This is a genomic window from Bradyrhizobium sp. 27S5 (assembly GCF_037217225.1).
Lineage (GTDB): Bacteria > Pseudomonadota > Alphaproteobacteria > Rhizobiales > Xanthobacteraceae > Bradyrhizobium > Bradyrhizobium septentrionale.
The window spans coordinates 8860433-8884688 of record NZ_CP147714.1 but is presented as its reverse complement, the minus strand read 5'-3'; the positions used below and the strand labels follow the sequence as shown (position 1 = coordinate 8884688).

Annotated in this window: 24 protein-coding genes; 4 read left to right on the top strand and 20 right to left on the bottom strand. The window is 65.1% G+C overall.

Going from position 1 to position 24256, the window contains the following annotated elements; genetic code table 11:
* Position 1: 1 nt before the first annotated feature.
* Positions 2-778 carry a ribosome maturation factor RimP gene (gene rimP / locus WDM24_RS41705; protein ID WP_338829848.1) on the bottom strand — a complete coding sequence of 259 codons (777 nt, stop codon included), beginning with the start codon at positions 776-778 and terminating at the stop codon, positions 2-4.
* 347 nt (positions 779-1125) lie between these two features.
* Between rimP and WDM24_RS41700 the strand changes: the two genes are divergently transcribed.
* Together WDM24_RS41700 and WDM24_RS41695 are read left to right on the top strand one after the other, a co-directional pair.
* A complete protein-coding gene (locus WDM24_RS41700; RefSeq protein WP_338829847.1) occupies positions 1126-2196 on the top strand; it encodes a DUF2336 domain-containing protein in 1071 nt (356 codons plus the stop codon).
* 128 nt (positions 2197-2324) lie between these two features.
* Positions 2325-3164 (top strand): phytanoyl-CoA dioxygenase family protein, encoded by an 840-nt coding sequence (locus WDM24_RS41695; RefSeq protein ID WP_338694294.1) that lies wholly within the window; start codon positions 2325-2327, stop codon positions 3162-3164.
* A gap of 6 nt (positions 3165-3170) precedes the next feature.
* On the opposite strand, the gene WDM24_RS41690 is transcribed toward WDM24_RS41695, so the two are convergent.
* The 17 genes from WDM24_RS41690 to murJ all read right to left on the bottom strand — a co-directional run bounded on the left by WDM24_RS41690 (position 3171) and on the right by murJ (position 18865).
* Complete coding sequence (locus WDM24_RS41690; RefSeq protein WP_414645657.1) at positions 3171-3905, bottom strand: tRNA (guanine(46)-N(7))-methyltransferase TrmB; 735 nt, start codon at positions 3903-3905, stop codon at positions 3171-3173.
* On the bottom strand, positions 3902-5023 hold the full coding sequence (locus WDM24_RS41685; protein WP_338829845.1) for a M20 family metallopeptidase: 1122 nt from the start codon (positions 5021-5023) through the stop codon (positions 3902-3904). Before WDM24_RS41685 ends, WDM24_RS41690 begins: the two co-directional genes overlap by 4 nt.
* A 187-nt stretch (positions 5024-5210) precedes the next feature.
* The gene (locus WDM24_RS41680) at positions 5211-5627 is read right to left on the bottom strand and encodes a helix-turn-helix domain-containing protein (RefSeq protein WP_029082430.1); all 417 of its coding nucleotides are present in this window, start codon (positions 5625-5627) and stop codon (positions 5211-5213) included.
* 261 nt (positions 5628-5888) lie between these two features.
* On the bottom strand, positions 5889-7502 hold the full coding sequence (lnt, locus tag WDM24_RS41675) for an apolipoprotein N-acyltransferase (protein ID WP_338829844.1): 1614 nt from the start codon (positions 7500-7502) through the stop codon (positions 5889-5891).
* Positions 7499-8611 (bottom strand): hemolysin family protein, encoded by a 1113-nt coding sequence (locus WDM24_RS41670; RefSeq protein ID WP_338829843.1) that lies wholly within the window; start codon positions 8609-8611, stop codon positions 7499-7501. The genes lnt and WDM24_RS41670 overlap by 4 nt, the downstream gene beginning before the upstream one ends.
* A 1-nt stretch (position 8612) precedes the next feature.
* Positions 8613-9110 (bottom strand): rRNA maturation RNase YbeY, encoded by a 498-nt coding sequence (gene ybeY, locus WDM24_RS41665; RefSeq protein WP_029082427.1) that lies wholly within the window; start codon positions 9108-9110, stop codon positions 8613-8615.
* Between the two features lie 68 nt (positions 9111-9178).
* Positions 9179-10174 (bottom strand): PhoH family protein, encoded by a 996-nt coding sequence (locus tag WDM24_RS41660; RefSeq protein ID WP_029082426.1) that lies wholly within the window; start codon positions 10172-10174, stop codon positions 9179-9181.
* A 65-nt stretch (positions 10175-10239) separates the two neighbouring features.
* Entirely contained in the window at positions 10240-11628 is a 1389-nt protein-coding gene (gene miaB, locus WDM24_RS41655) for a tRNA (N6-isopentenyl adenosine(37)-C2)-methylthiotransferase MiaB (RefSeq protein ID WP_338829842.1), read from the bottom strand.
* A gap of 202 nt (positions 11629-11830) precedes the next feature.
* Entirely contained in the window at positions 11831-12514 is a 684-nt protein-coding gene (locus WDM24_RS41650; protein ID WP_338829841.1) for an HAD family hydrolase, read from the bottom strand.
* A gap of 5 nt (positions 12515-12519) precedes the next feature.
* Positions 12520-12972: a Fur family transcriptional regulator gene (locus WDM24_RS41645; RefSeq protein WP_029082423.1), complete on the bottom strand. Its 453-nt coding sequence runs from the start codon at positions 12970-12972 to the stop codon at positions 12520-12522.
* A gap of 66 nt (positions 12973-13038) precedes the next feature.
* Positions 13039-13524: a ribosomal protein S18-alanine N-acetyltransferase gene (gene rimI / locus WDM24_RS41640; protein ID WP_029082422.1), complete on the bottom strand. Its 486-nt coding sequence runs from the start codon at positions 13522-13524 to the stop codon at positions 13039-13041.
* Positions 13521-14216, bottom strand: coding sequence for a tRNA (adenosine(37)-N6)-threonylcarbamoyltransferase complex dimerization subunit type 1 TsaB (tsaB, locus tag WDM24_RS41635; protein ID WP_338829840.1), 696 nt, complete (start codon positions 14214-14216; stop codon positions 13521-13523). The genes rimI and tsaB overlap by 4 nt, the downstream gene beginning before the upstream one ends.
* A gap of 88 nt (positions 14217-14304) precedes the next feature.
* On the bottom strand, positions 14305-14874 hold the full coding sequence (locus WDM24_RS41630) for a NifU family protein (RefSeq protein ID WP_092120642.1): 570 nt from the start codon (positions 14872-14874) through the stop codon (positions 14305-14307).
* A gap of 142 nt (positions 14875-15016) precedes the next feature.
* Entirely contained in the window at positions 15017-15523 is a 507-nt protein-coding gene (locus WDM24_RS41625) for a universal stress protein (RefSeq protein ID WP_338829839.1), read from the bottom strand.
* Positions 15524-15681: 158 nt separating this feature from the next.
* The gene (locus WDM24_RS41620) at positions 15682-16077 is read right to left on the bottom strand and encodes a hypothetical protein (RefSeq protein ID WP_338829838.1); all 396 of its coding nucleotides are present in this window, start codon (positions 16075-16077) and stop codon (positions 15682-15684) included.
* 29 nt (positions 16078-16106) lie between these two features.
* Complete coding sequence (gene trpS / locus WDM24_RS41615) at positions 16107-17159, bottom strand: tryptophan--tRNA ligase (RefSeq protein WP_338829837.1); 1053 nt, start codon at positions 17157-17159, stop codon at positions 16107-16109.
* A gap of 170 nt (positions 17160-17329) precedes the next feature.
* Positions 17330-18865, bottom strand: coding sequence for a murein biosynthesis integral membrane protein MurJ (gene murJ, locus WDM24_RS41610; RefSeq protein WP_338829836.1), 1536 nt, complete (start codon positions 18863-18865; stop codon positions 17330-17332).
* Between the two features lie 242 nt (positions 18866-19107).
* Between murJ and WDM24_RS41605 the strand changes: the two genes are divergently transcribed.
* Positions 19108-20109 (top strand): adenosine kinase, encoded by a 1002-nt coding sequence (locus WDM24_RS41605; protein ID WP_338829835.1) that lies wholly within the window; start codon positions 19108-19110, stop codon positions 20107-20109.
* 168 nt (positions 20110-20277) lie between these two features.
* Here WDM24_RS41605 and WDM24_RS41600 read toward each other — a convergent pair whose 3' ends face one another.
* The gene (locus WDM24_RS41600) at positions 20278-21972 is read right to left on the bottom strand and encodes an AMP-binding protein (protein WP_338832538.1); all 1695 of its coding nucleotides are present in this window, start codon (positions 21970-21972) and stop codon (positions 20278-20280) included.
* Between the two features lie 235 nt (positions 21973-22207).
* The gene (locus WDM24_RS41595; RefSeq protein WP_338829834.1) at positions 22208-23401 is read right to left on the bottom strand and encodes a serine hydrolase domain-containing protein; all 1194 of its coding nucleotides are present in this window, start codon (positions 23399-23401) and stop codon (positions 22208-22210) included.
* 449 nt (positions 23402-23850) lie between these two features.
* Between WDM24_RS41595 and WDM24_RS41590 the strand changes: the two genes are divergently transcribed.
* The gene (locus WDM24_RS41590; RefSeq protein WP_338694321.1) at positions 23851-24174 is read left to right on the top strand and encodes a hypothetical protein; all 324 of its coding nucleotides are present in this window, start codon (positions 23851-23853) and stop codon (positions 24172-24174) included.
* Positions 24175-24256 lie beyond the last annotated feature (82 nt).

Below are 24256 nucleotides of genomic sequence, written 5' to 3'. Positions count from 1 at the left end.
CTTAGTCTCCTTCGGATGGATCGATCTCGCCACGGCGCGCGCGTTCGGCGGCGAGCCGGTGCTTTTTGGTGTTGGTCGGAGCCGGCTTCGTGCCGGGCTTGTTACCAGGCTTGGGTTTCGGCTTCTGACTCTTCGCGGGATCGCTCTTCCTGGCGTGGGCCGGCTGCGGCGGCGCCAGGCCAAGCTCGCGGCGCAGCTCGCGCTCGGCGGCCTTGCCGCGGCGCATCGATTCCTCGATCAGCTCGTCGGTCAGCACCAGCCGCGCGTCAGAGATGTCTTCCATTACCAGCAGGACCTCGGCGTCCTCGCCGGGGCGCGGATCGTCGCGCTTGATGCGTACCGCATTGCCCTCGACGCCGGCGAGCAGGCCGCGGAACCGCTTGCGGCCCTGATGCGCCACCGCCATCTCGATCTTCACGAGATGACCGGTGTAGCGCTCGAAGTCGGAACGGCGCACCAGCGGGCGGTCGATGCCGGGCGACGAGATCTCCAGCCGGTAGGCGCGCTCGATCGGGTCTGCGACATCGAGCACCGGCGACAGCGCGCGCGAGATCGCCTCGCAATCCTCGAGCTGTATCGTGCCGTCGGGCCGTTCCGCCATGATCTGCACCGTGCAGCCGGCGTCGCCCGAGACCTTGATGCGCACCAGGCGATAGCCCATGCCCTGCAGCACCGGGGCCGCGACCGCAGCGACACGCGCCGCGACCCCGGGCTCGACGACGAGCCGCGGCTCGGCGAGCAGTTCGGTGTCCACGGGCGTGGCGGTCGGTTCGGTCATATCCAGTGTCAAAGGCTGTCTGAGGTCCAAAGGCTGCTGAGGTCTGTTGTGTTGTTCAAATGGCCTTAAGTGGCCGCTAACGCTACCCAAACCGAACCCGGCCTCGCTGGGTCCCGTCAGGTAATAAAAAAGAGCGGGTCCCGGGGGGCCCACTCTCCTACGCGATCGTATGAGATACCATAAGTTGCGGTGGATATAGCTCTTTTGCCCGGGGCCGGCAAGGCCTCCGTTTCGCGCGGAACGCGATTTTGCCGCTTCCCGGGGGCAAATTCGACCTAACCCTCCGTTTACGAACGGGACCATAGATTGCCGAAAACCGGCAGAAGCCGCCGGTTTGGACAAGGCTCATGACGACAGCCCCTGCGCTGATCCCGGAACTCGACGACATCGTTCGCCGCGGCGACCCCAAGCGCCGCGCCGAGGCCGCACGGCGGCTCGGCGAGCTGTTCCTGCAGGGCGCCGGGAGCTTTCGCCCCGACCATATCGACCTGTTCGACGGGGTGCTGACCAGCCTGGTCCCGCATGCCGAGCTCGCGGCACGGATCGATCTCGCCGAGCGGCTCGCGCCGCTCGCCAATGCGCCGCGGCACCTGGTCGGGCAACTCGCCCGTGAGGATGACGTCGCGATCGCAGGCCCGCTGCTGCGCAAATCACCCGTCATCGACGATCGGGTGCTAGTCGAGATCGCCAATGCCAAGGGCCAGGGTCATCTGCTTGCGATGGCCGAGCGGTCAAGGCTTTCGACCGCACTGACCGATGTCATCATCCGTCGCGGCGATCGCGACGTGATCCGATGCGCCGCCGGCAATGCCGGCGCCGCGTTCTCCGACGATTCCTTTGCGACGCTGGTGCGTCGCGCCGGCCAGGACGGCGTGCTGACGCTGAGGATCGGACGCCGCGACGATCTTCCGCCCGAACATTTGAAGAGCCTGCTGGCCGGCTCGATCGACGTGATCCGCCGTCGGTTGCATAGCGTCGCCAAGCCGGAGCGGCAGGCCGAGATCAAGCTGGCGATGAACGAGATCGAAGGTGTCGTCGCTGAGGTCGTCGGCCGCGATTTCGCAGCCGCGCAGCGCGCGATCCTGGCGCTGCATCGCGCCGGCGAATTGAACGAGGCCGCGGTGGCAGGCTTCGCAAAGGCGTTCAAATACGAGGAATGCGTGGCGGCGCTCGCCGCGATGACCGGCGTGAAGATCGTCACGCTCGACCGCCTGATCTCCGGCGATCGCTACGATCCGATCCTGATCGCCGGCAAGACGGTCGGCTTCGAATGGCCGACCGTGCGCGCCCTGATCCTGATGCGGCTCGGGCCCAACCGTGTGCCGTCGCCTGCCGATATCGAAGGTGCGCGCGTGAATTTCGTTCGCCTGATGCCGTCGACCGCGCAGCGCGTCGTGGATTTCTGGAAGTCGCGATAGGCACGCCAACAAGCTCTTGATTCCGTCATCCCCGCGCAACGGCAAAGCCGTTGCGCGGGGGTGACCGACTAAAGCCGTTCCGCTATGCTTTCGGCAAGGCGCGACACAGTGCCAATTGGGAGATCGCCATGCTGACGGACGCCGACATCCAATCGCACGCCGCGCGGATCCGCGACGACGGATACACGGTGATCGAGCGTGCCGCTTCGCCGGAGCTGGTCGAGGGATTGAAAGCGGCGGTGCTGCGGATCGAGAGCGAGCACAATCTCGCACCCGCCCGAACGTCGTTCGAGGGCTTCAAGACGTTGCGCATCAACAACCTCCTGACCTATGACGATCTGTTCTGGGAAGTGCCGCTGCATGAGAACGTGCTGCCGGTGGTCGAACGCGTGCTGGACAAGGAATGCCTGCTGTCGTCGTTCTGCTCGCTGGTGCTCGGCCCCGGCGAGGTGGCGCAGCCGATTCATGAAGACACCCAGTTGATCCCGCTACCGCGGCCGCACATCCCGATCACGATCAATGCGATCTGGGCGCTGTCGGATTTCCGCGACGACAATGGCGCGACGCGGATCATTCCGCGCAGCCACAAACTCGATTCGTCGCCGGAATACGGCAAGGATTACGACGCCGTCACCGCGACGATGCCGGCCGGCAGCGTGATGCTATTCGACAGCGCGCTGTGGCACGGCGGCGGCGCCAACACCAGCGACGCCAGGCGCTTTGCGTTCTCCTGCGCTTATTGCTGGGGCTGGATGCGGCAGCAGGAAAATTTGCAGCTCGGGATTCCGCGCGAGACCGCGGCGCGCTTTCCGCGCCGCCTGCAGGAATTGTGCGGCTACAGCGTCTACAAGGGCCAGTTCGGCCACATCGACAATCACGATCCGATCGAGCTGCTCGGTCGCGAGCGCGGCAAGCGCATGGTGTGGGAGGCGACCGACGTCAGGAAGGCGCGGCTGGCCAACCAATAGTCCGCGTCAGAGCCTGCGAAATCGCAGATACGCCGCCTTGCGCCCTTCGCGCTCGGCCTTGGCGCCGTAGCGCGTCATCGTGTAGTTGGGCCACGGCTGCTGCCAGTCGATCGCGCGCTCGGCGAGCCAGGCGAAGTCGGGCGAGCGCATCAGATGTGCGAGCGTCCAGGCGCAATAATCGTCGATGTCGCTGACGAAGCGGAATTCGCCGCCCGGCGGCAGCAATCGTGTCATTGCAGCGACCGTTGCATCCTGCACGAAGCGCCGCTTCCAGTGCCGCCGCTTCGGCCAGGGATCGGGATGTATCAGGTCGATGCGCGCGAGCGCGCGTGGCGGTGCCCAGGCCAACAGCTCGGCCGCGTCGCCGGCGAACAGGCGGATGTTGCCGACATTCTGCGCCTCGATCTGGGTCAGGATCTTCGCCATTCCGTTGACATAGGGCTCGCAGCCGATGAAGCCCGTCGCCGGAAATGCCTGTGCTTCCGCGATCAGATGCTCGCCGCCGCCGAAGCCGATCTCGAGCCTGACATCCCCGATCCCGTCATCGAACAATTCGGTCAGCGTCGCAGGCGCGGGAGCCGAGATGTCGACTGCCAGATGCGGCAGTAGCGTGTCGATCAGGTCGGCCTGGTGCGCGCGCAGCTTGTGACCCTTGCGCCGCCCGAAGAACGAGCCGCGCGAATGTGCCATCGCGCCGTCGTCGGATGGATCACGATCATTGTCGTCAGGCGCAGATATCATCGCAGCGTTTGATAGAGGCGGTGGAGCAGCCGCGCGCGCGGCTCGATCGACGAGACATAGAGCTGCTCGTAATGGGTATGCGCGCCCTTGCCGTCGACGCCGAGACCGTCGAGCGTTGCGGTATGCGGCGCGGTGAAATTGCCGTCGGAGCCGCCGCCGGTGAAGACATCGAGCAGCTCGAAGCCGAGTTCGGCGGCAAGCTCCCTGGCATGTTCGTAAAGCGCGGCGCCGGCGTTGCTCTTCTCGTAGGGCGGACGGTTCAATTCGCCTGTCACCTTCACGCTGACGCCCTCGGTGCGCGAGGTGATTCCGAGGATCTTCGGCACCAGCTCGTCGGCGTCGGCGATGGTCGGCACGCGCAGATCGACTTCGGCGTAGGCCTCCTCGGCGATCACGTTCGGCTTGGTGCCGCCGCGGACGACGCCGACATTGACGGTGATGCCGCGCTTGAGATCGTTCATCGCCTCCAGCGCCAGGATCACATGGCCGAGCTCCCGGATCGCGCTGCGGCCGTCCTCGGGGCGCGTGCCGGCATGCGCCGGCGCGCCCTTGATATGCACGTCGAAGCGCGCGACGCCCTTGCGCCCGGTGACGATCTTGCCGCCGTCGCGCGCGGGCTCGGTCACCAGCACATATTTGGCCTTGCGGCCCTCGGCCTCGATCAGCGCCCGCGAGGTCGGGCTGCCGATCTCCTCGTCCGAGACGTAGAGCTGGGTGATGCCGAGCGGGCGCGCGTCAGCGGCGCAAATCTGCCGGAACGCATGATAGGCGAGATAGGCGCCGCCCTTCATGTCGTAGATGCCGGGGCCGAACGCGCTGTCGCCTTCGATCTTGAATGGTAACCGATCGATGAATCCCATCGGATGAACTGTATCGAGATGGCTCAGCACCAGAATGCCCGGTGCGTCCTGCCCCCAGGACGAGCGTGCGACCAAATGATCGCCGCAGCCGTCACGTCCCGCAATGCGCTCGACGGTGGCCGGCAGGTCGCGATATTCAGAGGCCACGAGATCAGCCAGTCTGTTGACCTGATCCGGCCGCTCCGTCGGAGACTCGATCTCGACCCAGCGGCGAATGCCGTCGAGAATCGACGTGGTTTCGAACGGGTTGCTGGACATGTTGTTGCTGCCTGTGAGTTCGCTTTATCATTCAGCGCACGCGAGCATGATCCGGAAAAGTGCGAAGCGGTTTTCCGAAAAGATCATGCTCAAACAACGAGCTAAAGCGCGATGACTGATCGCGCGTTAGCGTGCGCCGGAATGACATATTCCAGATTTGAAGTTCTCTCAAACGGATATGGCCGGATCAGGCCTGTTCGGACGCCTCGCGCGCCGCGATCTGCTCGACCAGCTCGACGATGCTGCGGCGAAGCTTGGCGTCGGCGATGCGCGTGAAGGCCCGTGTCAGGGCTAGGCCCTCTGCGGTTGCCAGAAAATCGGAGACATAGCTCGGCGAGGCGCCCTCGCTGAAGCCGTTCTCGGTCCTGACGCCGCTCGGGCCGCCGTCGAACAGGAAGGAGACCGGCACCTGCAGGATTTCGGAGATCTGCTGCAGCCGGCTGGCGCCGACACGATTGGTGCCCTTCTCGTATTTCTGCACCTGCTGGAACGTCAGGCCTAACGCCTCGCCCAGTTTCTCCTGACTCATGCCGAGCATGATGCGTCGCATGCGGACGCGGCTGCCGACATATTTGTCAACAGGATTGGGCGCTTTGGTGGACATTTCCAACTCTCCTAAGGGATTGCGCGCCCGTGGCTGAGGCAAGTTGGAAGTGGAGTATGCCTCAGGCGCCGGTGCCGTCAAATCCTGCAAGGAGGATCGGGACGAAATGCGGACAATTTGCGCAAAGGGGCTGACTTGGCTTGTGATTTCGCGTGGACCCGTACAATGCGAAGTGCACGGTCGATCTGTCAACTGGTGGAATCGCGCTGAGGTAAATTTCGACACTTTTTCGGGTTCGGCGACAACTGCCGATATGCGTGGTCAGGCTTTTCGCCTCACAAAACGGCGCCGCAGCACGAACGCCAGCGCTGTGATCACAATCACAGCGGCGGGGATGTTCCCGATGCGCGCATAGATCGTCGGCGGCAGGGCCGTGGGCAGGCCGGCATCGAGCACGCCTTCGATGCCGAGCCCAAGCTGTGCGACGATCCGGCCAACCGGGTCGATGATGGCCGAGACGCCCGTATTGGCGGCACGCACCATCGGCAGGCCTTCCTCGATCGAGCGCAGCCGGGCCTGCTGCAGGTGCTGATAGGGGCCGGTCGAGATTCCGAACCAGCCGTCATTGGTGACATTGACGATCCAGCCGGGACGGTCATCGCGGCTCACCACATTGCCGGGAAAGATCGCCTCGTAGCAGATCAGGGGCAAAGCGCGTGGCGCATTCGGAATGTCGAGGGTCCGGCGGATGGTGCCCGGAATGTAGCCGCCCTGCATCTTGGTCAGCTGCTCGAAGCCGAGCTTCTCCATCCAGTCCTGGAACGGCAGATATTCGCCGAACGGCACCAGATGCAGCTTGTCGTAGACCGCGAGCACGCTGCCATCGTGGTCGATGACGTAGATCGAATTGTAGGCGCGCGTGACGCGGACGCCGGGCGGCAGATCGGGCGCACGCACCGAACCCGTGATCAGCACGGTTCCCTTTGGCAGCAGGTCGGCAATCTGCGCCATCGCGTCGGCTTCCTTGGTCAGGAAGAACGGAAACGCGGATTCCGGCCAGATCAGGATGGTGGAATCGCTCACGCCCGTGGAGTGCGGCCCCGAGGCCCGATCCGACAGAGTGAGATATTTCTGCATCACCGCCGCCTTGGCGGAGTAGTTGAACTTGGCGTCCTGCTGCAAATCGGGCTGCATGATGCGGAGCTTGACGCCGTCGACCATCCTGGTCGGCTCCTGCGCGAGACGGACCGCGCCGAACGCCAGCATCGCCGCCAGAACCAGCACGGCTGCGACCGGTGCGCGCCACGGCTTGCGGCCGCGTGAGGCGCCGTCGATCAGCACGGCTGGGCTTGCGAAGATCGCGACCGCCAGGAACGTCATGCCCCACAGCCCGATCAGCGACGCGGTCTGGGCGAGCGCCAATGGTTCGGTCAGCGCGTAGCCGAACGCATTCCACGGAAAGCCACTCAGGAGATGACCGCGCAGCCACTCCGATATCGTCAGGCTGACCGCGAGCGCCAGCACGCGCGAGGCGTCGCGCGGCCAGATCAGCCGCGCCAGCGCGAAACCGAAGGCGGTGAACAGCGCAAGATAGGCCGGCAGGCCGAGCACGGCGAACGGCGTCAGCCAGGCGAAGGTCTGCGCATCGACGAAGAACGCGTAGCCGATCCAGTACAGGCCCGGCACGAAATAGCCGAGGCCGAACCAGAAGCCGGACATCGCCGCCGCGGGCACGCCGCGCCAGCGTCCGGCAGCAGCGCCGTCGATCAGCCAGACCGCGATGGAGAAGGTCAAAAAAAGAACCGGCCAGGCGTTGAACGGCGCCATCGCCAGCGACGACAACGCGCCGGCCGTGAGCGCGAGGACGGCGCGCTTCCACCCCCAGGTCAGGATGACCGCAAGGCCGATCGATCGGAGCCGGTCGGAGAGCCTCACTGCGGTCCGGCTCCCTCGCCGGGCGGCGGCAAATTGTCATTCGCCTGTGGCGTTCCGGAGTCCGGGGTCTGCTCGCGGCGCCGCTCGCGCTCCTTGCGCGGCGTCGGCCGCTCCTTGCGCGCGCTGATTCGCACCCGTTTGACCCGCCGCGGATCGGCGTCGAGCACCTCGACCTCGTAATTGCCGGGCCCCGAGATCACCTCGCCGCGCACCGGCAGCCGGCCGACGAACGACACCAGATAGCCGCCGAGCGTCTCGACCTCCTCGCCGGCCTCGCCGATCACGAAATCATCGCCGATCACCGAGCGGACATCGTCGAGGCTGGCGCGCGCGTCGGCGATGAAGGAGTTGTCGGCCTGGCGAACGATCGACGGCGGCTCGTCCGAATCGTGCTCGTCGTCGATCTCGCCGACGATCTGCTCGACGATATCCTCGATCGACACCAGCCCGTCGGTGCCGCCATATTCGTCGACCACCAGCGCGAGATGGATGCGCGAGGCCTGCATCTGCGCCAAGAGGTCGATCGCGCGCATCGACGGCGGGATGTAGAGCAGCTTGCGGATGATATTGGCGTCCGCCAGCGGCAGCGCGAGATCGACCGTGCGCAGATCGAGCCCTGCCGGGAACGGCTTCTTGCGCCGCGTCTTGGTCGCATCGGTGACCCGCGCCTTCGCGGTCATGAAGGCGAGCAGGTCGCGGATGTGCACCATGCCCTCGGGATCGTCGAGGGTCTCGTTGTAGACGACGAGCCGCGAATGCGCCGCGCTCTCGAACAGGCTCATCAATTCGCCGAGCGGAATGTCGCGCTTGACTGCGACGATGTCGGCGCGGTGCACCATGACGTCGGCGATCCGGCGCTCGTTCAGCGACAGGATGTTGCGCAGCATGGTGCGCTCGATCGCCGAGAAGCCGACATCGTCGGGCGTCGAGGCGTCGAGCACCACCTGCAGGTCGTCGCGCACCGAGCCGGCCTTCCAGCCGAACAGCGTACGGATCGCGCGCACCAGCCAGCCCTCGGCGGCGGGACGCTGCACCTCGCCTTCGTGCACGACGGCGGGCAGGTTGCCCACGTTGCGCGGATTGTCGTGCGTTGGTTCGGAATCCGGCATGTCAGGCGGTCCGATCCGCATAGGGGTCGGGAATGCCGAGAGAAGAGAGGATCTCGCGCTCGAGCGCCTCCATGTCCTCGGCATCGTCGTCGTTCTCGTGGTCGTAACCGATCAGATGCAGGAAGCCATGCACCGCGAGATGGCTCAAATGATGGTCGAACGGTTTCTGTTCTTCATCGGCCTCCCGCCGCGTCGTCTCATAGGCGATCGCGATATCGCCGAGCATGCGCGGGGCATCGTCCTCGCCGCCGGCGCCTTCGGGCTGCAGCGCCGGAAACGACAGTACGTTGGTCGGCTTGTCGATGCTGCGCCAGTTGGCGTTCAGCGTGCGGATGCCGGCGTCGTCGGTCAGCATCACTGCAAGCTCGGCGTCTGCGACATCGGCATCGGCGATCGCGGCGGCAGCCTCGATCGCGCGATGGATCACCGCGTCGGCGTCGGGCTCGGCCTGCCAGCAGTCGGCGGTGACGAGAACCTCGGTTGCAGGAAGAGCAGACACGGTCGTTTCAAAATCTGCGTTATGGCCGGAACCCGCGTCGTGCGGGCTTGCGGCCGAAGCTATTGGTCTCAAGATCTGGCGTTTGCCGGCTTTTGCGGCAATCCCTCATAGGCGGCCACGATGCGCGCCACCAATTCATGGCGGATGACGTCCTCGGCCTTGAAATGCACCTGGGCAATGCCCTCGACGCCATCGAGCAGCTTCACGGCTTCCGTGAGCCCCGAAGCCTGGCCATGCGGCAGGTCGACCTGCGACGGGTCGCCGGTGACGATCATCCGGCTGTTCTCGCCAAGACGTGTCAAGAACATCTTCATCTGCATCGTCGTGGTGTTCTGCGCCTCGTCGAGGATGATGGCGGCATTGGTCAGGGTGCGGCCGCGCATAAAGGCGAGCGGCGCGATCTCGATCTCGTTGCCCTGCAGCGCGCGTTCGACCACGCGGGCATCCATCAGATCGTACAGCGCGTCGTAGATCGGGCGCAGATACGGATCGACTTTCTCCTTGAGGTCGCCGGGCAGGAAGCCGAGCCGCTCGCCGGCCTCGACCGCGGGCCGGGTCAGGATGATGCGATCGACCTCCTTGCGCTCGAACAATTGCGCCGCATGAGCGACCGCGAGCCAGGTCTTGCCGGTGCCGGCCGGACCGACGCCGAACACCAGCTCGTGCCGCTTCAGCGCGCGGATGTAGGAGTCCTGCGCCGCGGTGCGGGCGCGCACCGGACGCTTGCGCAGATTGATGGTCTCGAAAGTCGGCTTGGCGGTCTTGTTGTCGAACTCGAACAGCGATCCCTGTGCGATCACGGCCCGGATCGCACCTTCGACCTCGCCCTGATCGAGATCGTGGCCCTCGACGGCCTGCGCATAGAGCGTCTCGAGCACCCGCCGCGCAGCGTCGCAGCCGTCGCGGGAGCCCGCGATGGTGAGGTGATTGCCGCGGGAATCGACCACGACGCCGAGCCGCCGCTCGATCAGCGCCAGATTCTGTCCGTAGGGGCCGACCAGTGCGGATGCGGCGCGGTTGTCGTCGAAATCGATGACGACCTGGGTCTCAGGTGGAATTTGCATGTCGCGGTCAGGTTTGCGGCTGGGAGCAAGCGAAGGCGAATCCGATGCGCTTTTGGGCAAGGATTTCAGGCTCCAATGGTCTGCGAGATGAAATTTGGTGCGGCTGTCGTGGCCAGCTCGCCGATCAGGCTGTAACGCTCGAGGCTGTCGATCCTCACGGAGCGGACCTGGCCGATAATGTCGGGCGATGCCATCACGTGGGCGGGCTGCAAATAGGCGGTACGGCCGACGATCTGGCCCGGATTGCGCGCGGCGCGCTCGAACAGCACTTCCACCGTCGTGCCGATCGCGGCCCGGTTGAAGGCCGACTGCTGGCTGTCGATCAGTTCCTGAAGCCGCCCCAAGCGTTCGTCCATCTCGGCTGCTGACACCGTCTCCCGCATCTCCGCCGCCGGCGTGCCCGGCCGTGGCGAATACTTGAATGAATATGCCGCAGCGTACCCGATTTGCGTGACAAGCGCGAGAGTGGCGGAAAATTCTTCCTCAGTCTCTCCGGGGAAGCCCACGATAAAATCTGATGAAAAAGCAATGTCTTGCCGCGCGGCACGGAACCGGTCGATGACACGCCGGTAGTCATCGGCGGTATGTTTGCGGTTCATGGCCGCGAGGATACGGTCCGCCCCCGATTGCACCGGCAGGTGCACGAACGGCATCAGTTCGGGCAAATCGCGATGCGCCGCGATCAAATCGTCGTCGACGTCGCGGGGATGGCTGGTCGAATAGCGCAGCCGTGTGACGCCGGGAATTTCCGCAAGCCGCCGCAACAATTTGCCGAGCGGCCAGACGCGGCCATCGGGGCCTTCGCCGTGATAGGCGTTGACGTTCTGTCCGATCAGCGTGAATTCGCGCACACCGTTGTCGGCGAGCTGCTTGACGTCGTCGATGATCCTGGCGACCGGACGCGAGACTTCCGCGCCGCGCGTATAGGGCACCACGCAGAAGGTGCAGAACTTGTCGCAACCTTCCTGCACCGTGACGAAGGCGGAGATGCCGCGGGCGCGGATCGCCTCCGGCTTCGGCTGCGGCAGGAAGCCGAACTTGTCCTCGACCGGGAATTCGGTTTCCAGCGCGCGGCCGTTTTGTTTGGCGCGCTTCAGCAGTGCGGGCAGATGATGATAGCTCTGCGGCCCGACCACGATGTCGACGGTCGGCGCACGATGGATGATCTCGGCGCCCTCGGCCTGCGCGACGCAGCCGGCAACCGCGATCTTCATCTCGCGGCCCTGGCGCGCGGCCTCATCCTTGGCGACCCGGAGCCGGCCGAGCTCGGAATAGACCTTCTCCGACGCCTTCTCGCGGATGTGGCAGGTGTTGAGGATCACGAGGTCGGCGTCGTCAGCGCTCGCGGTCTCGACAAAGCCCTCGCTGGCCAGCGTGTCCACCATGCGCTGCGCATCGTAGACGTTCATCTGGCAGCCATAGGACTTGATGTGCAGCTTGCGCGGCGTCGTCATGGAACCCTGAATGCGGAAAGGAAACGGCGCCGTCGGGGCGCCGGGGCTGAAATATAGCCTAAACCGGCGAAAAGCCAGCGGTCCAACCCGTCATTCCGGGATGGTCCGAAGGACCAGACCGCAGATGCACAATTGTGCATCGGGGAATCTCGAGATTCCGGGTTCGCTCCCTACGGTCGCGCCCCGGAATGACGGAGTGGGCTCAGCCGGCGATCTGGACTTCAGCCCCGATTCTAGCGATCAAATCGGGCAATTGGCGCATATCGGCGAATGTGACGGCGGCGCCGGCCTGACGCAGCAGGTCCTCATGATCAGCCGTGCAATGGCTGCCGCCGTGGAAACCGAGCACGGTCATCCCGGCGGCGCGGGCGCCGGTGACGCCGGCCACGCTGTCCTCGATCACGACGCAGCGCGAAGGGCTCGCGCCCATCTGGGCGGCCGCGAACAGGAAGAGATCGGGCGCTGGCTTGCCGCGTTTGACCCGCGTGGCGGAGAAGATATGCGGCGCGAGCTGGTCGTAGAGCCCGGCGCAGGTCAGGCCGTGATGGATCTTTTCCGGTGTGCCGCTCGACGCCACGCATTTCGGCAAATCGAGCGCGGCGATCGCGTCGCCGACATGCGCGATGGCGCTGAGATCGTCGGCATAGAGACTGAGTGTCGCATGCTTGACCTCGGCCTCGAAGGTGTCGGGCAACGCACGGCCGATTTCACTCTCCACGATCCGCCGCGCCTCGCGGTCGGAGACGCCGAGGAAACGCTTCAGCACGCCATCCGGCGTGATCGGAAAGCCGTGACGGGTCAGCGTTTCCGCATGCGCACGACAGGAGATCACCTCGCTGTCGACCAGCACGCCGTCGCAATCGAAGATGACGAGATCGAAGCCCACCCGGTTTACGACTTGCTGTCTTCGTCGAGCGGGACGCAATAAAGCTCGAGACGGTGATCGACCAGCTTGTAGCCGAGCTTGCGCGCGATCTCGGCCTGCAGCTTCTCGATTTCCTCGGAGGTGAACTCGATCACCTTGCCGTCGCGCAGGTTGATCAGGTGGTCGTGATGGCTCTCGGGCATCTGCTCGTAGCGCGCGCGGCCCTCGCGGAAGTCGTGACGCTCGATGATGCCGGCGTCCTCGAACAGCTTGACGGTGCGATAGACCGTCGAGATCGAGATCTTGTCGTCGACCGCGACGCAGCGACGGTACAGCTCCTCGACATCAGGGTGATCCATGGCCTCCGCCAGCACCCGCGCAATCACGCGGCGCTGTTCGGTCATGCGCATACCGGTCGCGGCGCAGCGCGCCTCGATGCCGGTATTTTTATGCGCAGGCGGGATTTTCACCGTGGTCATGGGTTTCGGCCGTATTCTTCAAACCTTGGGTGGCAGAGCGGGGCCTTTTCTGCCATCGCGCGGATGTTACGACAAGTCGCGCCGCATCAGAAGCGCGTTCAAATGTTCCCCGCCGGGCTGCTTGTAATAGCGTTCGCGGCGGCCGATCACGCCGAATCCGGCCCTTTCATAGAGCCGCCGCGCCGGCTGATTGTTCTCTTCCACCTCGAGGAAGATGGTGCGGATGCCGCGGCCGGCAAGATGGCCGAGATGGGTCAGCAGCAGGTCGCGCGACAGGCCGCGCCCGCGCTGATTGGAATCGATCGCAATCGACAGGATTTCCGCTTCGTCCGCCGCCATCCGCGACACGGCAAAGCCGATCACCTTGCGTCCCTGCCGCAGCCGGTGCACCAGCGTGTTGCGCTCGGTCAGCATCGTTTCGAATTCGCCTTCGCCCCAGCCGCGGTGAAACGACGCGCCGTGCAATTGCGCGAGCCGCGCCGCGTCACGCAGGGATGCGGGCTCGACCGCGGGCGTGCCGCCGCCCCACCATCGTGACAGCCAGCCGGTCATGTCGATGGCGGCGTGCTGACTTCGAGGCGATCCTTCGGCGGCTTCGCGTCGGGTGCGCGCAGATAGAACGGCCGCGGCGGTGCAGTGTCGGGATCGACGGCCGCGCCGACCCAGGCAACCCAGGTAATGTCAGGCGCTGGCTGCCTGTCGACCTTGACCGGCGGTGTGGCGTCCGCAGGCCAGCGCTCGGCAAGGATATTGGCGGCGTTGCCGACAAGATGCAGCGCGCCGAACTGTGCGGCCTCGAGCGCTTCCGCGATCGGCGCAACCTTTGGCTTGAGCATCAAGCTGCCGTCGCCGCCCACCAGCTGGAAATAGACGTGGTCGTGCCGCGCATCGATCGCCGACAGGATCGCGTGCTCGCCATTCTCGGCAACCACGGGCGCGGCGTAGGCCGCGAGCGTCGACAGCCCGACCGTCGGCTTTTCCGCTGACAGCGCGAGGCCACGCGCTGCCGAGAGGCCGACGCGGAGGCCTGTGAAACTGCCGGGGCCGGTGGTGACGGCGATGCGGTCAAGCCCTGCAAAGCCGATGCCGCTCTCTTTCATCACCCGAGCGAGCAGCGGCATCAGCGCCTCGGCATGGCCGCGCTGCATCGCCTGGGATTCGATGGCAATGGTATTGCCTGAGGTGGTGTCGAGCACCGCCGCGGAGCAGGCGTCGAGCGCGGTATCGATGGCGAGAATCATCATGGGAGGGCGAATAGCGAATAGGGAATGGCGAATTGGCAATTACAGGAGAACGCTATTTGCCATTCGCCACGCGCCATTCGCCGCTCCATCACATCGGCCGGACTTCCTGCACGTCGGGCACGAAGTGCCGCAGCAGGTTCTGGATGCCGTGTTGCAAGGTCGCGGTCGATGACGGGCAGCCGGCGCAGGAGCCCTTCATGTTGAGATAGACGATGCCGTCCTTGAAGCCGCGGAAGGTGATGTCGCCGCCGTCATTGGCGACTGCGGGGCGCACCCGGGTCTCGATCAGGTCCTTGATCTGCTCGACCGTCTCGGCGTCTGCCTCGTCGAAGAACTCGTCTTCCTCGTCGCGCGCGTCGTCGCTTCCAGCGGTGCCGTCGGCGAGCAGCGGCGCGCCGGACATGTAGTGCTCCATGATGGCGCCGAGGATCGCTGGCTTGAGGTGCTGCCAGTCGCCGTCCGCTTTCGTGACGGTGACGAAGTCGGCGCCGTAGAACACGCCGGTGACGCCGGAAACGGCGAACAGCCGTTCGGCGAGCGGCGAGCGCGCGGCGGATTCCGGCGATGAGAATTCCATGGTGCCGCTGTCGAGCACCGTGCGGCCCGGAATGAATTTCAGGGTGGCGGGATTGGGTGTGGCTTCGGTCTGGATGAACATTTGCTGTCTCCGGCGTCGCCGGTTCAAGGCCGGCGCGTTGGGTTCCCCCACCAGATGGCAATTAAAAAGCCCGCGATCAAGCCGCAAAACCGCGGTTCCAGGCCCGCATCCATGCTCTGGAGCGGTTTCGGGGCCGATAACGCTAGGACAGGGCGTCGATCTCGGCGTCAGACAGGCCGCCGGGCACGATGGTCACGGGGATCGGGAATGCCCCCACGGTCTTGGCCATGGTGGTGATGATCGGCCCGGGCCCCTCGGCGCCCGGATTGGCGGCCAGCACCAGCATCGCGATATCGACGTCCTTGTCGATCACGTCGAGGATCTGCTCGGTCGGGTCGCCCTCGCGAATCACCCGCTCCGGGGTGATCGCGGCGATCCCGTTGGCGCGGCCGGCGGCGCGGCCGGCGGCGCGGTCGAGCGCCTCGTTGGCGGCCTCCTCGGCCTCCGCGCGCATGATGTCCGCCACCCCGAGCCATTGCTGGTTCTGGTCCTCGGTCTCGATCACCCGCAGCATCAGGACGCCACCGCCAACCCGGATCGCCCACCGGCTGGCGTAATAGACCGCGCGGTCCCATTCCGCCGTGTCGTCAACGATGACGAGGCATTTCGGCTTGTGACCTGTCTCGTAGCTTCGTCGCTGGGTGGTCATGCATGTCCCGGTGCTGGCCACGAGCATGATCCGGAGCCGGAGGCCGCGTCAGCGAAAAGTGTGAAGCGGTTTTCCGAACCAGATCATGCTCAAACAAGGCCCATGGTGCCACGGCGCGGCCGTTTCCGACAAGCGGCGTTGCAGCGTCGGAGCGCGTTCTAGCTTGCGCGATCCCACGGGATAGGAGCGGGCGCCTTCGCAAGTGCGACACTGGCCTCATCGGCGTGGGCGACCGCAATGATGTGCCGATACTCGAACGGCAACTCGGTTCCGAGCCAGAATTGATCGTTTTCTGCGATCGAGTTGGGCTGGTTGTCCAGCATCCCGATATAGCCGGTCGGGGTACGTTCGCGGACGATCACCCACATTCGCTCCACGGCCCCGTGTTCGTCACCCTCGACGGCGATCTTGAAGATCAACTTGGTGAGGTCGCCAGGCTGGAGAAGGCGCCGCAGCGCCAGATCCGGGATGTGAAAGGTTGCCGGAGCCGCGCGATGGTATTCCTCGCCATCTTCAAGACACCAGCCGTCTCTGACGTAATCGGGTGTCCTCACGAACCTACAGCGTTCGTTGAACGCTCTCCCTAGCGCGGACGGATGAAGCCGACGATGTCCTTGGTGATGCGCATGGTCTCGTCGGCGATGCCGCGGGCGCGGTTGGCGCCGTCGGCCAGCACCGCGTCGACATGGCCGGGATCGGCGACCAGCTTCTTCATCTCGGAGGCGATCGGCGCCAGTTTTGCGACGCACACCTCGACCAGCGCGTTCTTGAAGCTGGAGAATTGCCCGCCGCCGAACTGCGTCAGCACCTCCTGCTTGGAGATGCCGGCGAGCGCGGCGTAGATGCCGACCAGATTGTCGGCCTCGGGCCGCGGCTCCAGGCCCTTCTCCTCCGACGGCAGCGGCTCCGGATCGGTCTTCGCCTTGCGGATCTTCTGCGCGATGGTATCGGCGTCGTCGGTGAGGTTGATGCGCGAATTGTCCGAGGCGTCCGATTTCGACATCTTCTTGGTGCCGTCGCGCAGGCTCATCACCCGGGTCGCTGGCCCCGTGATCAGCGGCTCGGGCTGCGGGAAGAGCAGGCCGTCGGCAAAGCCGTGGCCGCGGATCGAATCCGCGAAGTCGTTGTTGAATTTCTGCGCGATATCCCGCGACAGCTCCAGATGCTGCTTCTGGTCTTCGCCGACCGGCACATGGGTCGCGCGGTACAGCAGGATGTCGGCGGCCATCAGCACCGGATAATCGTAGAGGCCGATGGAGGCGTTCTCGCGGTCCTTGCCGGCCTTCTCCTTGAACTGCGTCATGCGGTTCAGCCAGCCGATCCGGGCGACGCAGTTGAAGATCCAGGTCAGCTCGGCATGGCCGGCGATCTGGCTCTGGTTGAACACGATGTGCTTCCTGGCATCGATGCCGGAGGCGATGAAGGCCGCGGTCACTTCGCGGGTGTTGCGCGCGAGCTCGGCCGGGCCGCCCCAGACCTCAACGCCCTGCGTGATCGCATGCATGTCGACGACGCAATAGATGCAGTTATGGGTCTGCTGCATCTTCACGAAGTTGACGATGGCGCCGAGATAGTTGCCGAGGTGCAGATTGCCCGTCGGCTGGACGCCTGAGAAAACCCGTTCAACGAACGCCATGGTCTCGATTCCCGGAAATGGTCGGCTTCAGAAGCGTTTTCGAGCGAAGTGGGCACCGGTTCGCGTGAAGAAAACGCGTCAAACTAGAGTCCAGAGCCCCGTTCCGATTCCATCGGAACGGAAAAAGGCTCTGGCGGCGTCGTTTGCCATTTAAGCACCGTCCGCGCAAGTCAGGCGGGGCGCCTTTGCCTGACGGCGTTAACCGCCTCGCGCCAGCCGGTGACGCCGAAAAGCTGCAAGAACAGCCCGTAGCCGGCAATACCGGCTGCGATCAGGGCGAGGAGGGAGGCGGCCTGCACCAAACCGTGGCTGCCCGTCGGCAGGGCACCCGCCGTGAGCCACAGCAGCACGCCCATCGCAAGCGCCGCGCCCAGGATGCGCGGCAGCCGGCGGCGCGCGTCGGCGTCGATCGAGAAGCCGAAGCTCGCGGCGCCCTTGCGGGTCAGCGCCAGCGCATTGCTCCAGGCGCCGAGCGCAATGCCCGCGGCAATTCCGCTCGCCCCGAAGATATGGCCGAACAGGAAGGCGGCCGCGATCGCGACCACAATGGCCTTCAGCGTCGCAAACAGCGGCGTCAGCGTGTCCTCGCGCGCAAAGAACGCTGGCGACAGCGCCTTCACCAGCACATGCGCCGGCAGCGCGAGCGTCAGCCAGACCAGGGCCTGCGCGGTGGCCGCGGTATCCGCTGCGGTGAACGCGCCATGCTCGAACAGCATCCGCACGATCGGGCCGCTCAGCACCATCAGGCCGAGCGTCGCCGGCAGCGCCAGCCCGGCCGCAAGCTCCAGCGCGCGCGATTCGGCATGCGCGATCGCGATGGGTTCGCCGCTGCGCACGGCGCGCGTCATCTCCGGGATCAGCACGCTGCCCATGGCGACGCCGACAATGCCGAGCGGCAGCTCGAGCAGGCGGTTGGCGAAATAGAGCCAGGACACCGCCGACGGCGAGGTCGATGCGATCACAGCGCCGGCCACCATGAGCCATTGCGGCGCGCTGCTCGCGACCATGCCGGGGATCGCGCGGCCGAGAAAGCCGCGCATGTCGGGATCGAAGGAGATGCGGAGCGGCGAGGCGAGTTTTGCGCCGCGCAGCGCCAGCATCGAGAGCTGCAGCAAGCCGGCAACGCCGATGGTTGCCGCCATCACCAGCGCGGCCTGCACCGGCTCCTGTTGCCGCACCAGCAGCACGGCCATCACTGAAATCAGCGCGATGTTGAACAACAGCGGCGAGAACGCGGTCAGCGCAAAGCGCCCCTGCGCGTTGAGCAGCGCCATCATCACGGTGACCGGGCCGGCGAAGGCGAGATAGGGCAGCATCAGCCTGGCGGCGTCGACGGCCAATTGCAGCGTGTCGCGGCCGACAAATCCGGGCGCGATCGCCGCGATCACCAGCGGCATCACGACGCCGATCACCAGCGCGGCCGCGATCACAGCGGCGCTGATCGTGCCGAGCACGCGGCCGGCAAAGGCGCGCGCCATCGCGTCACCATCGCTATCGCGAACCTTGAGCCAGGCCGGCACCAGCGCAGCATTCAGCCCACCCTCGGACAACAGCCGCCGCACCACATTGACCAGCTGAAACGCCGCCAGGAACGCATCCGCCACCGGACCCGCGCCAAGCAGTGCCGCGATCACGGAATCGCGCACGAAGCCGAGCAGCCGTGACGCCAGCGTTCCCGAGGAGACGGTGAGGAAGGAGCGGAACATCGCGCATCTATATCAGTCGCGGGCCCTGCTGCCAGCGGCACTCTACCAACCCCGTCATCCTGAGGTGCGAGAGTAGCGAGCCTCGAAGGATGCACGGCCCCACTCTGGCCGATTCATCCTTCGAGGCTCGCCGAAGAGGCTCGCACCTCAGGATGACGGAACATCGAGCCCTGCTTGCTGCCCCGAGGCGTAACGTGATAGGTCGCGGCTCTTGTTGGGTGGCGTTAACACAGGGCAGGTCTATGGCTGACGCAAAATATGACGTTCTCGGGATCGGCAACGCGATCTTCGACGTGCTGGTGCAGACCGACGAGGCATTCCTTGCCCGTCACGGCATGACCAAGGGCTCGATGCAGCTGATCGACGAAGCGCGCGCCACCGCGATCTACGGCGATATGGGCGTGGCGACCGAGATGTCGGGCGGCTCGGCTGCCAACACCATCGTCGGCGTCGGCAATCTCGGCGCCCGCGCCGCCTATGTCGGCAAGGTCAAGGACGATCAGATCGGCCGGCTCTATGTCCACGATATCCGCGCCGCCGGCGTCACTTTCGACACCACGCCGGCCAAGACCGGCCCGGCCACCGGCTGCTGCTACATCCTGGTGACGCCGGACGGCGAGCGCACCATGAACACCTATCTCGGCGCCGCGCAGGACCTGACGCCCGACGATATCGATCCGGCGCAGATCGCAGCCGCCGGCATCATCTATCTCGAAGGCTATCTCTGGGATCCGAAGAACGCCAAGGACGCCTTCGTGAAGGCGGCGACGATCGCGCACGGCGCCGGCCGTCAGGTCGCGCTGACGCTGTCGGATTCGTTCTGCGTCGATCGGTACCGCGACGAATTCCTCGACCTGATGCGCAAGGGCATTGTCGACCTGGTGTTCTCCAACGAGTCCGAACTGCACTCGCTGTACCAGACCTCGGATTTCGACACCGCGCTGAAGCAGCTCGGCAAGGACACCAAGCTCGGTGTCGTGACCCGCAGCGAGAAGGGCTGCGTGGTCGTCTCGAAGGATGGCGTCGTGTCAGCGCCGGCCTATCCGATCGACAGACTCGTCGACACCACCGGCGCCGGCGACCTGTTCGCCGCCGGCTTCCTGGTCGGTCTCGTGCGCAATGTCGGCCATGAGAACGCCGGCCGTCTCGGCGCGCTCGCGGCGGCCGAAGTGATCCAGCACATCGGCGCGCGGCCGCTGGTGTCGCTGAAGGATCTGGCGAAGGGGAACGGGCTGCTGGTTTAAGCGCCGATCTTTTCTTGCCTCGCCCCGCTTGCGGGGAGAGGCCGGAACGCATCGCATGATGCGTTCCGGGTGAGGGGGGCTTCCGCGTACTCATTGCCTACGAATTTGCGGAGGCGGCCCCTCACCCCAACCCTCTCCCCGCAAGAGCGGGGCGAGGGAGAAGAGACATCACGCCGTCTTCGCCGCCTTCAGCCCCAGCCGCTGCTCCACCGCATCGCGCATCACGAATTTCTGGATCTTGCCGGTCACCGTCATCGGGAATTCCTCGACGAACTCGACATAGCGCGGAATCTTGTTGTGGGCGATCTGGCCCTGGCAGAAGGCGCGGACTTCGTCGGCAGTCAGCGTCTCGCCTTGGCGGACCCTGACCCAGGCACACAATTCCTCGCCGTAGCGCTGGTCGGCGACGCCGAAAATCTGCACGTCCTGGATCTTCGGGTGACGGTAGAGGAATTCCTCGATCTCGCGCGGATAGAGGTTCTCGCCGCCTCTGATAACCATGTCCTTGATGCGGCCGACGATGTTGCAATAGCCCTCGTCGTCGATCACGGCGAGGTCGCCGGTGTGCATCCAGCCATTGGCGTCGAGCACGTCTGAGGTCTTCTCCTTCTCGTCCCAATAGCCGAGCATGATGCTGTAGCCGCGGGTGCAGAGCTCGCCGCGTCCGCCGCGCGGCACCACCTTGCCGTCGAGGTCGACGACCTTGACCTCGACATGCGGATGGATGCGGCCGACGGTGGAGACGCGGCGCTCCAGGGGATCGTCGGTCGCGCTCTGGAAACTCACCGGGCTGGTTTCGGTCATGCCGTAGGCGATCGTCACCTCGCGCATGTTCATCTCGGTGTTGACGCGCTTCATCACCTCGATCGGGCAGGGCGCGCCGGCCATGATGCCGGTGCGCAGCGACGACAGATCGAAGCGCGCGAAGTCCGGATGGTCGAGCTCGGCGATGAACATGGTCGGCACGCCGTACAGCGTGGTGCATTTCTCCTGCGCGACCGTCGCAAGCGTCGCCAGCGGATCAAAACCTTCGCCGGGGTAGACCATGGTGGTGCCGAGCGTGACCGAGGCGAGATTGCCCATCACCATGCCGAAGCAGTGATAGAGCGGCACCGGAATGCAGATGCGGTCCTGCTCGGTCAGGCGCATGGCGCGGCCGGTGAAATAGCCGTTGTTGAGGATGTTGTGATGGGTCAGCGTCACGCCCTTCGGCGAGCCGGTGGTGCCGCTGGTGAACTGGATATTGACCGGATCGTCGAACTGCAGGCTGTCGCCGAGCGCGGCAAGCTGCTCGCGATGGCGCTCGCCGCCCATCTGCGACACTTGCTCGAATGGAATGGTGCCTGGTGCCGCCGGCCCGCCGATCTGGATCACGGCGCGCAATTGCGGCAGCCGCGCCGATCGCAAATGGCCAGGCTGCGCGCTTGCAAGCTCGGGCAGCAGCGTGTTCAGCATCTCCATATAGGCCGAGGTCTTGAACGCGGTCGCGGTCACGATCGCGGCACAGCCGACCTTGCCGAGCGCGAATTCGAGCTCGCTGAGCCGATAGGCCGGATTGATGGTGACGAGGATCAGTCCGGCTTTCGCGGCGGCGAATTGCGTCAGCGTCCATTCCGGCCGGTTCAACGACCAGATGCCGATCCGCTCGCCGCGTGTCAGCCCGAGCGCAAGGAAGCCTGCCGCCAGCGCCTCGACGTGACAGGCGAATTCGTTCCAGGTCCAGCGCACATTGTGGCTGGGCGAGACCAGCGCCTCGCGGTCGCCCCAGCGCGCCCGTGCGCGGTCGAGGCTGCGGCCGATGGTTTCACCGAGCAGCGGCGTATCGGAAATGCCGCAGACATAGCTGTCTGCCTTGGGTGCCAAGATTTTGGGTGCCAGGATCCCGGGTGCCAAGATCGTCCTCCTCGTGGTCGTGCTCGTGTCGCCGCGCTTTTTGCGCGATCTTAGTCGTTTGGCTCCGACAGGACAGGCCCGACCTATGGCGGGTGTGAAAAACCCCTTCCTGCAGGGCCGTTGTTCCAGGCTCGTCATGGCCGGGACAAGCCCGGGCATGACGAGTTTGTGGAGCGATGGGCTCCGTCGTTCGGCGACGGAAATCTCAGGCCGCTCGCTGCCCGCTGCCGGCGTCGAGCCCGGTATAGATGCCCTTCTCGAAGCCTGCGAAGGCTTCCAGGCTGTGCTTGTCGGCGAACGGCAACAGCTGGGTCAGGATCACGCCGCAGACGTCGCGCGACGGATCGATCCAGTAATAGGTGTTGGCAAGGCCCGCCCAGGCGAGGCTGCCGGGGCTGCGGCCTTCCGGCGTCTTGGCGGTGTTGATCAGGAAGCTCAGCCCCCACTTCTTCACCTGATCGGGATAGAGGTCGACGTCGTTGGTGTAGGGCGGCGCCGCCGTCGTCATCTTGACGACATTGATGTCGCCCATCTGGTTCTGCCCCATGGCCGCGACGGTCTCGGCCTTCAGCAGCTGGTTGCCGTTGCCTTTGCCCTTGTTGAGGATCATCTGGCAGAACTTGATGTAGTCGGCCGCGGTCGAATAGAGGCCGCCGCCACCCATGTGGAATTCAGGATTCTGCTCGAGCTCGAACGGGATTGCCGCGAGCGCGCCGTCCTCGCCGCGCGCATGCATGCCGACCAGCCGCTTGCGCATGTCGTCGGATATCTTGAAGCCGGTGTCGCTCATGCCGAGCGGCGCGAACATGTGGTCGCGCAAATACGCATCGAGCTTCTTGCCGCTCGCCGCCTCCACCGCCTTGCCGACGAAGTCGATATTGATGCCGTATTCCCAGCGTGTGCCGGGCTCGTTGGCGAGCGGCGTCTTCAGCGCGGCATTGAGGCACGAGATGATCCCGGGCGTGCCGGTCTTTTCCATGTATTTGCCCATGTCGGCGTTCCACAGGTCGTAGCAAAAGCCGGCGGTGTGGGTCATGAGCTGGCGCAGCGTGATCGGCGTTTTCGCCGGCCGCAGCTTTGGCTCGCCCTTGGTGTCGAAGCCTTCCAGCACCTGTGGTGCGGCGAGATCGGGCAGCAGCTTGCCGATCGGCTCATCGAGCGAGAGTTTGCCCTGCTCGACCAGTTGCATCGCGCCCGCGCAGGTCACGGCCTTGGTCATCGAGGCGATCCAGAACACGCTGTCCGCCGTCATCGGATCGCTCTTGGAGAGGTCGCGGTTGCCGAACGCGCCCTGGTAGATCACGTCCTTGCCGGTGGCCGCGATTGCGACGACGCCGGGAATCTCCTTTGCCTCGCTCTTCTGACGCAATACCTGATCGATCTGAGCCTTGCTTTGCATTGGGGGCTTCCTCCGGTGGGGTTTATTGTTTTGAAGTGGGCGGATCATCCTCCGGCTTTTCCGCTCCCGCAAGGCGGGGGCGATGCGATGATGTCGCGATGTCGTGAAGGCGGGAGCCGCGACGGGCGGCCTTGCCTTGAGCCTTTTCCGTTCCGATTGCATCGGAACGGGGCTCTAGATTTTTGTTTTGACGCGTTTTCTTCACGCGAACCGGTGTCCACTTCGCTCGAAAACGCTAACGGATGTTCACCACGCGCGCAGATTTTGTGGTGGACTCCGCGCAAGTCCGGGTGACCTCTGGGGCGGGCCACGGTAACGTGATCGGCAAATTGATTTTCGTACGTGATTTTTTGCAATAACGCATTCAGATCGTTGCACAAACGGTGCGGCGGATTGGGATGGATTTGACGAAAAGATTCGTCATTTCCCGCCTTGCGGGGACGCAACAAATGATTTCGACATGGAGTGAATGGAAGCGCTACCCGCGGCCGGGCCGCGGCGAGAATATCGAGGCGCCGATCAGCCCGGGTCTTTACGAAGTCCGCTACGCAGGTACCGGTGCACTGCACTCGTTCGAGGCAGTCGATAATGTCGCACAGGCGCTGGCGCTGCTGCAGACCGGCGCCAAATCCTGGTTCGGCCGCCGCGATGCGCGGGCGCAGGCCGACCTCGAGTACCGGACTTGCGCGACGTCGACCAAGGCGAATGCCAAGGCCGCCGCCGAGCGCATGATCGGCCGCCGCGAAACCTATATGTCCGGCGGCGCGCTCTGACCGCGCGCAACGCCGCGTAAACTCCGCGCCAGCTCTCCCTATTCCTCGACGCAGGGTCGCGCCCGCCGCCGGTGCATCGCGG

Bases quoted from the DNA above. Each gene is read 5' to 3' on its own strand.
- tsaB (WP_338829840.1), bottom strand. From the start codon at position 14,216: ATGATGATTCTCGCCATCGATACCGCGCTCGACGCCTGCTCCGCGGCG.
- WDM24_RS41685 (WP_338829845.1), bottom strand. From the start codon at position 5,023: ATGTCCAGCAACCCGTTCGAAACCACGTCGATTCTCGACGGCATTCGC.
- WDM24_RS41660 (WP_029082426.1), bottom strand. From the start codon at position 10,174: ATGCAAATTCCACCTGAGACCCAGGTCGTCATCGATTTCGACGACAAC.
- trpS (WP_338829837.1), bottom strand. From the start codon at position 17,159: ATGGCGTTCGTTGAACGGGTTTTCTCAGGCGTCCAGCCGACGGGCAAT.
- WDM24_RS41695 (WP_338694294.1), top strand. From the start codon at position 2,325: ATGCTGACGGACGCCGACATCCAATCGCACGCCGCGCGGATCCGCGAC.
- murJ (WP_338829836.1), bottom strand. From the start codon at position 18,865: ATGTTCCGCTCCTTCCTCACCGTCTCCTCGGGAACGCTGGCGTCACGG.
- WDM24_RS41700 (WP_338829847.1), top strand. From the start codon at position 1,126: ATGACGACAGCCCCTGCGCTGATCCCGGAACTCGACGACATCGTTCGC.
- WDM24_RS41670 (WP_338829843.1), bottom strand. From the start codon at position 8,611: ATGCCGGATTCCGAACCAACGCACGACAATCCGCGCAACGTGGGCAAC.
- WDM24_RS41595 (WP_338829834.1), bottom strand. From the start codon at position 23,401: ATGCAAAGCAAGGCTCAGATCGATCAGGTATTGCGTCAGAAGAGCGAG.
- WDM24_RS41630 (WP_092120642.1), bottom strand. From the start codon at position 14,874: ATGTTCATCCAGACCGAAGCCACACCCAATCCCGCCACCCTGAAATTC.
- WDM24_RS41645 (WP_029082423.1), bottom strand. From the start codon at position 12,972: ATGACCACGGTGAAAATCCCGCCTGCGCATAAAAATACCGGCATCGAG.
- rimI (WP_029082422.1), bottom strand. From the start codon at position 13,524: ATGACCGGCTGGCTGTCACGATGGTGGGGCGGCGGCACGCCCGCGGTC.
- miaB (WP_338829842.1), bottom strand. From the start codon at position 11,628: ATGACGACGCCGCGCAAGCTGCACATCAAGTCCTATGGCTGCCAGATG.
- WDM24_RS41605 (WP_338829835.1), top strand. From the start codon at position 19,108: ATGGCTGACGCAAAATATGACGTTCTCGGGATCGGCAACGCGATCTTC.
- WDM24_RS41690 (WP_414645657.1), bottom strand. From the start codon at position 3,905: ATGATATCTGCGCCTGACGACAATGATCGTGATCCATCCGACGACGGC.
- WDM24_RS41590 (WP_338694321.1), top strand. From the start codon at position 23,851: ATGATTTCGACATGGAGTGAATGGAAGCGCTACCCGCGGCCGGGCCGC.
- WDM24_RS41625 (WP_338829839.1), bottom strand. From the start codon at position 15,523: ATGACCACCCAGCGACGAAGCTACGAGACAGGTCACAAGCCGAAATGC.
- WDM24_RS41680 (WP_029082430.1), bottom strand. From the start codon at position 5,627: ATGTCCACCAAAGCGCCCAATCCTGTTGACAAATATGTCGGCAGCCGC.
- rimP (WP_338829848.1), bottom strand. From the start codon at position 778: ATGACCGAACCGACCGCCACGCCCGTGGACACCGAACTGCTCGCCGAG.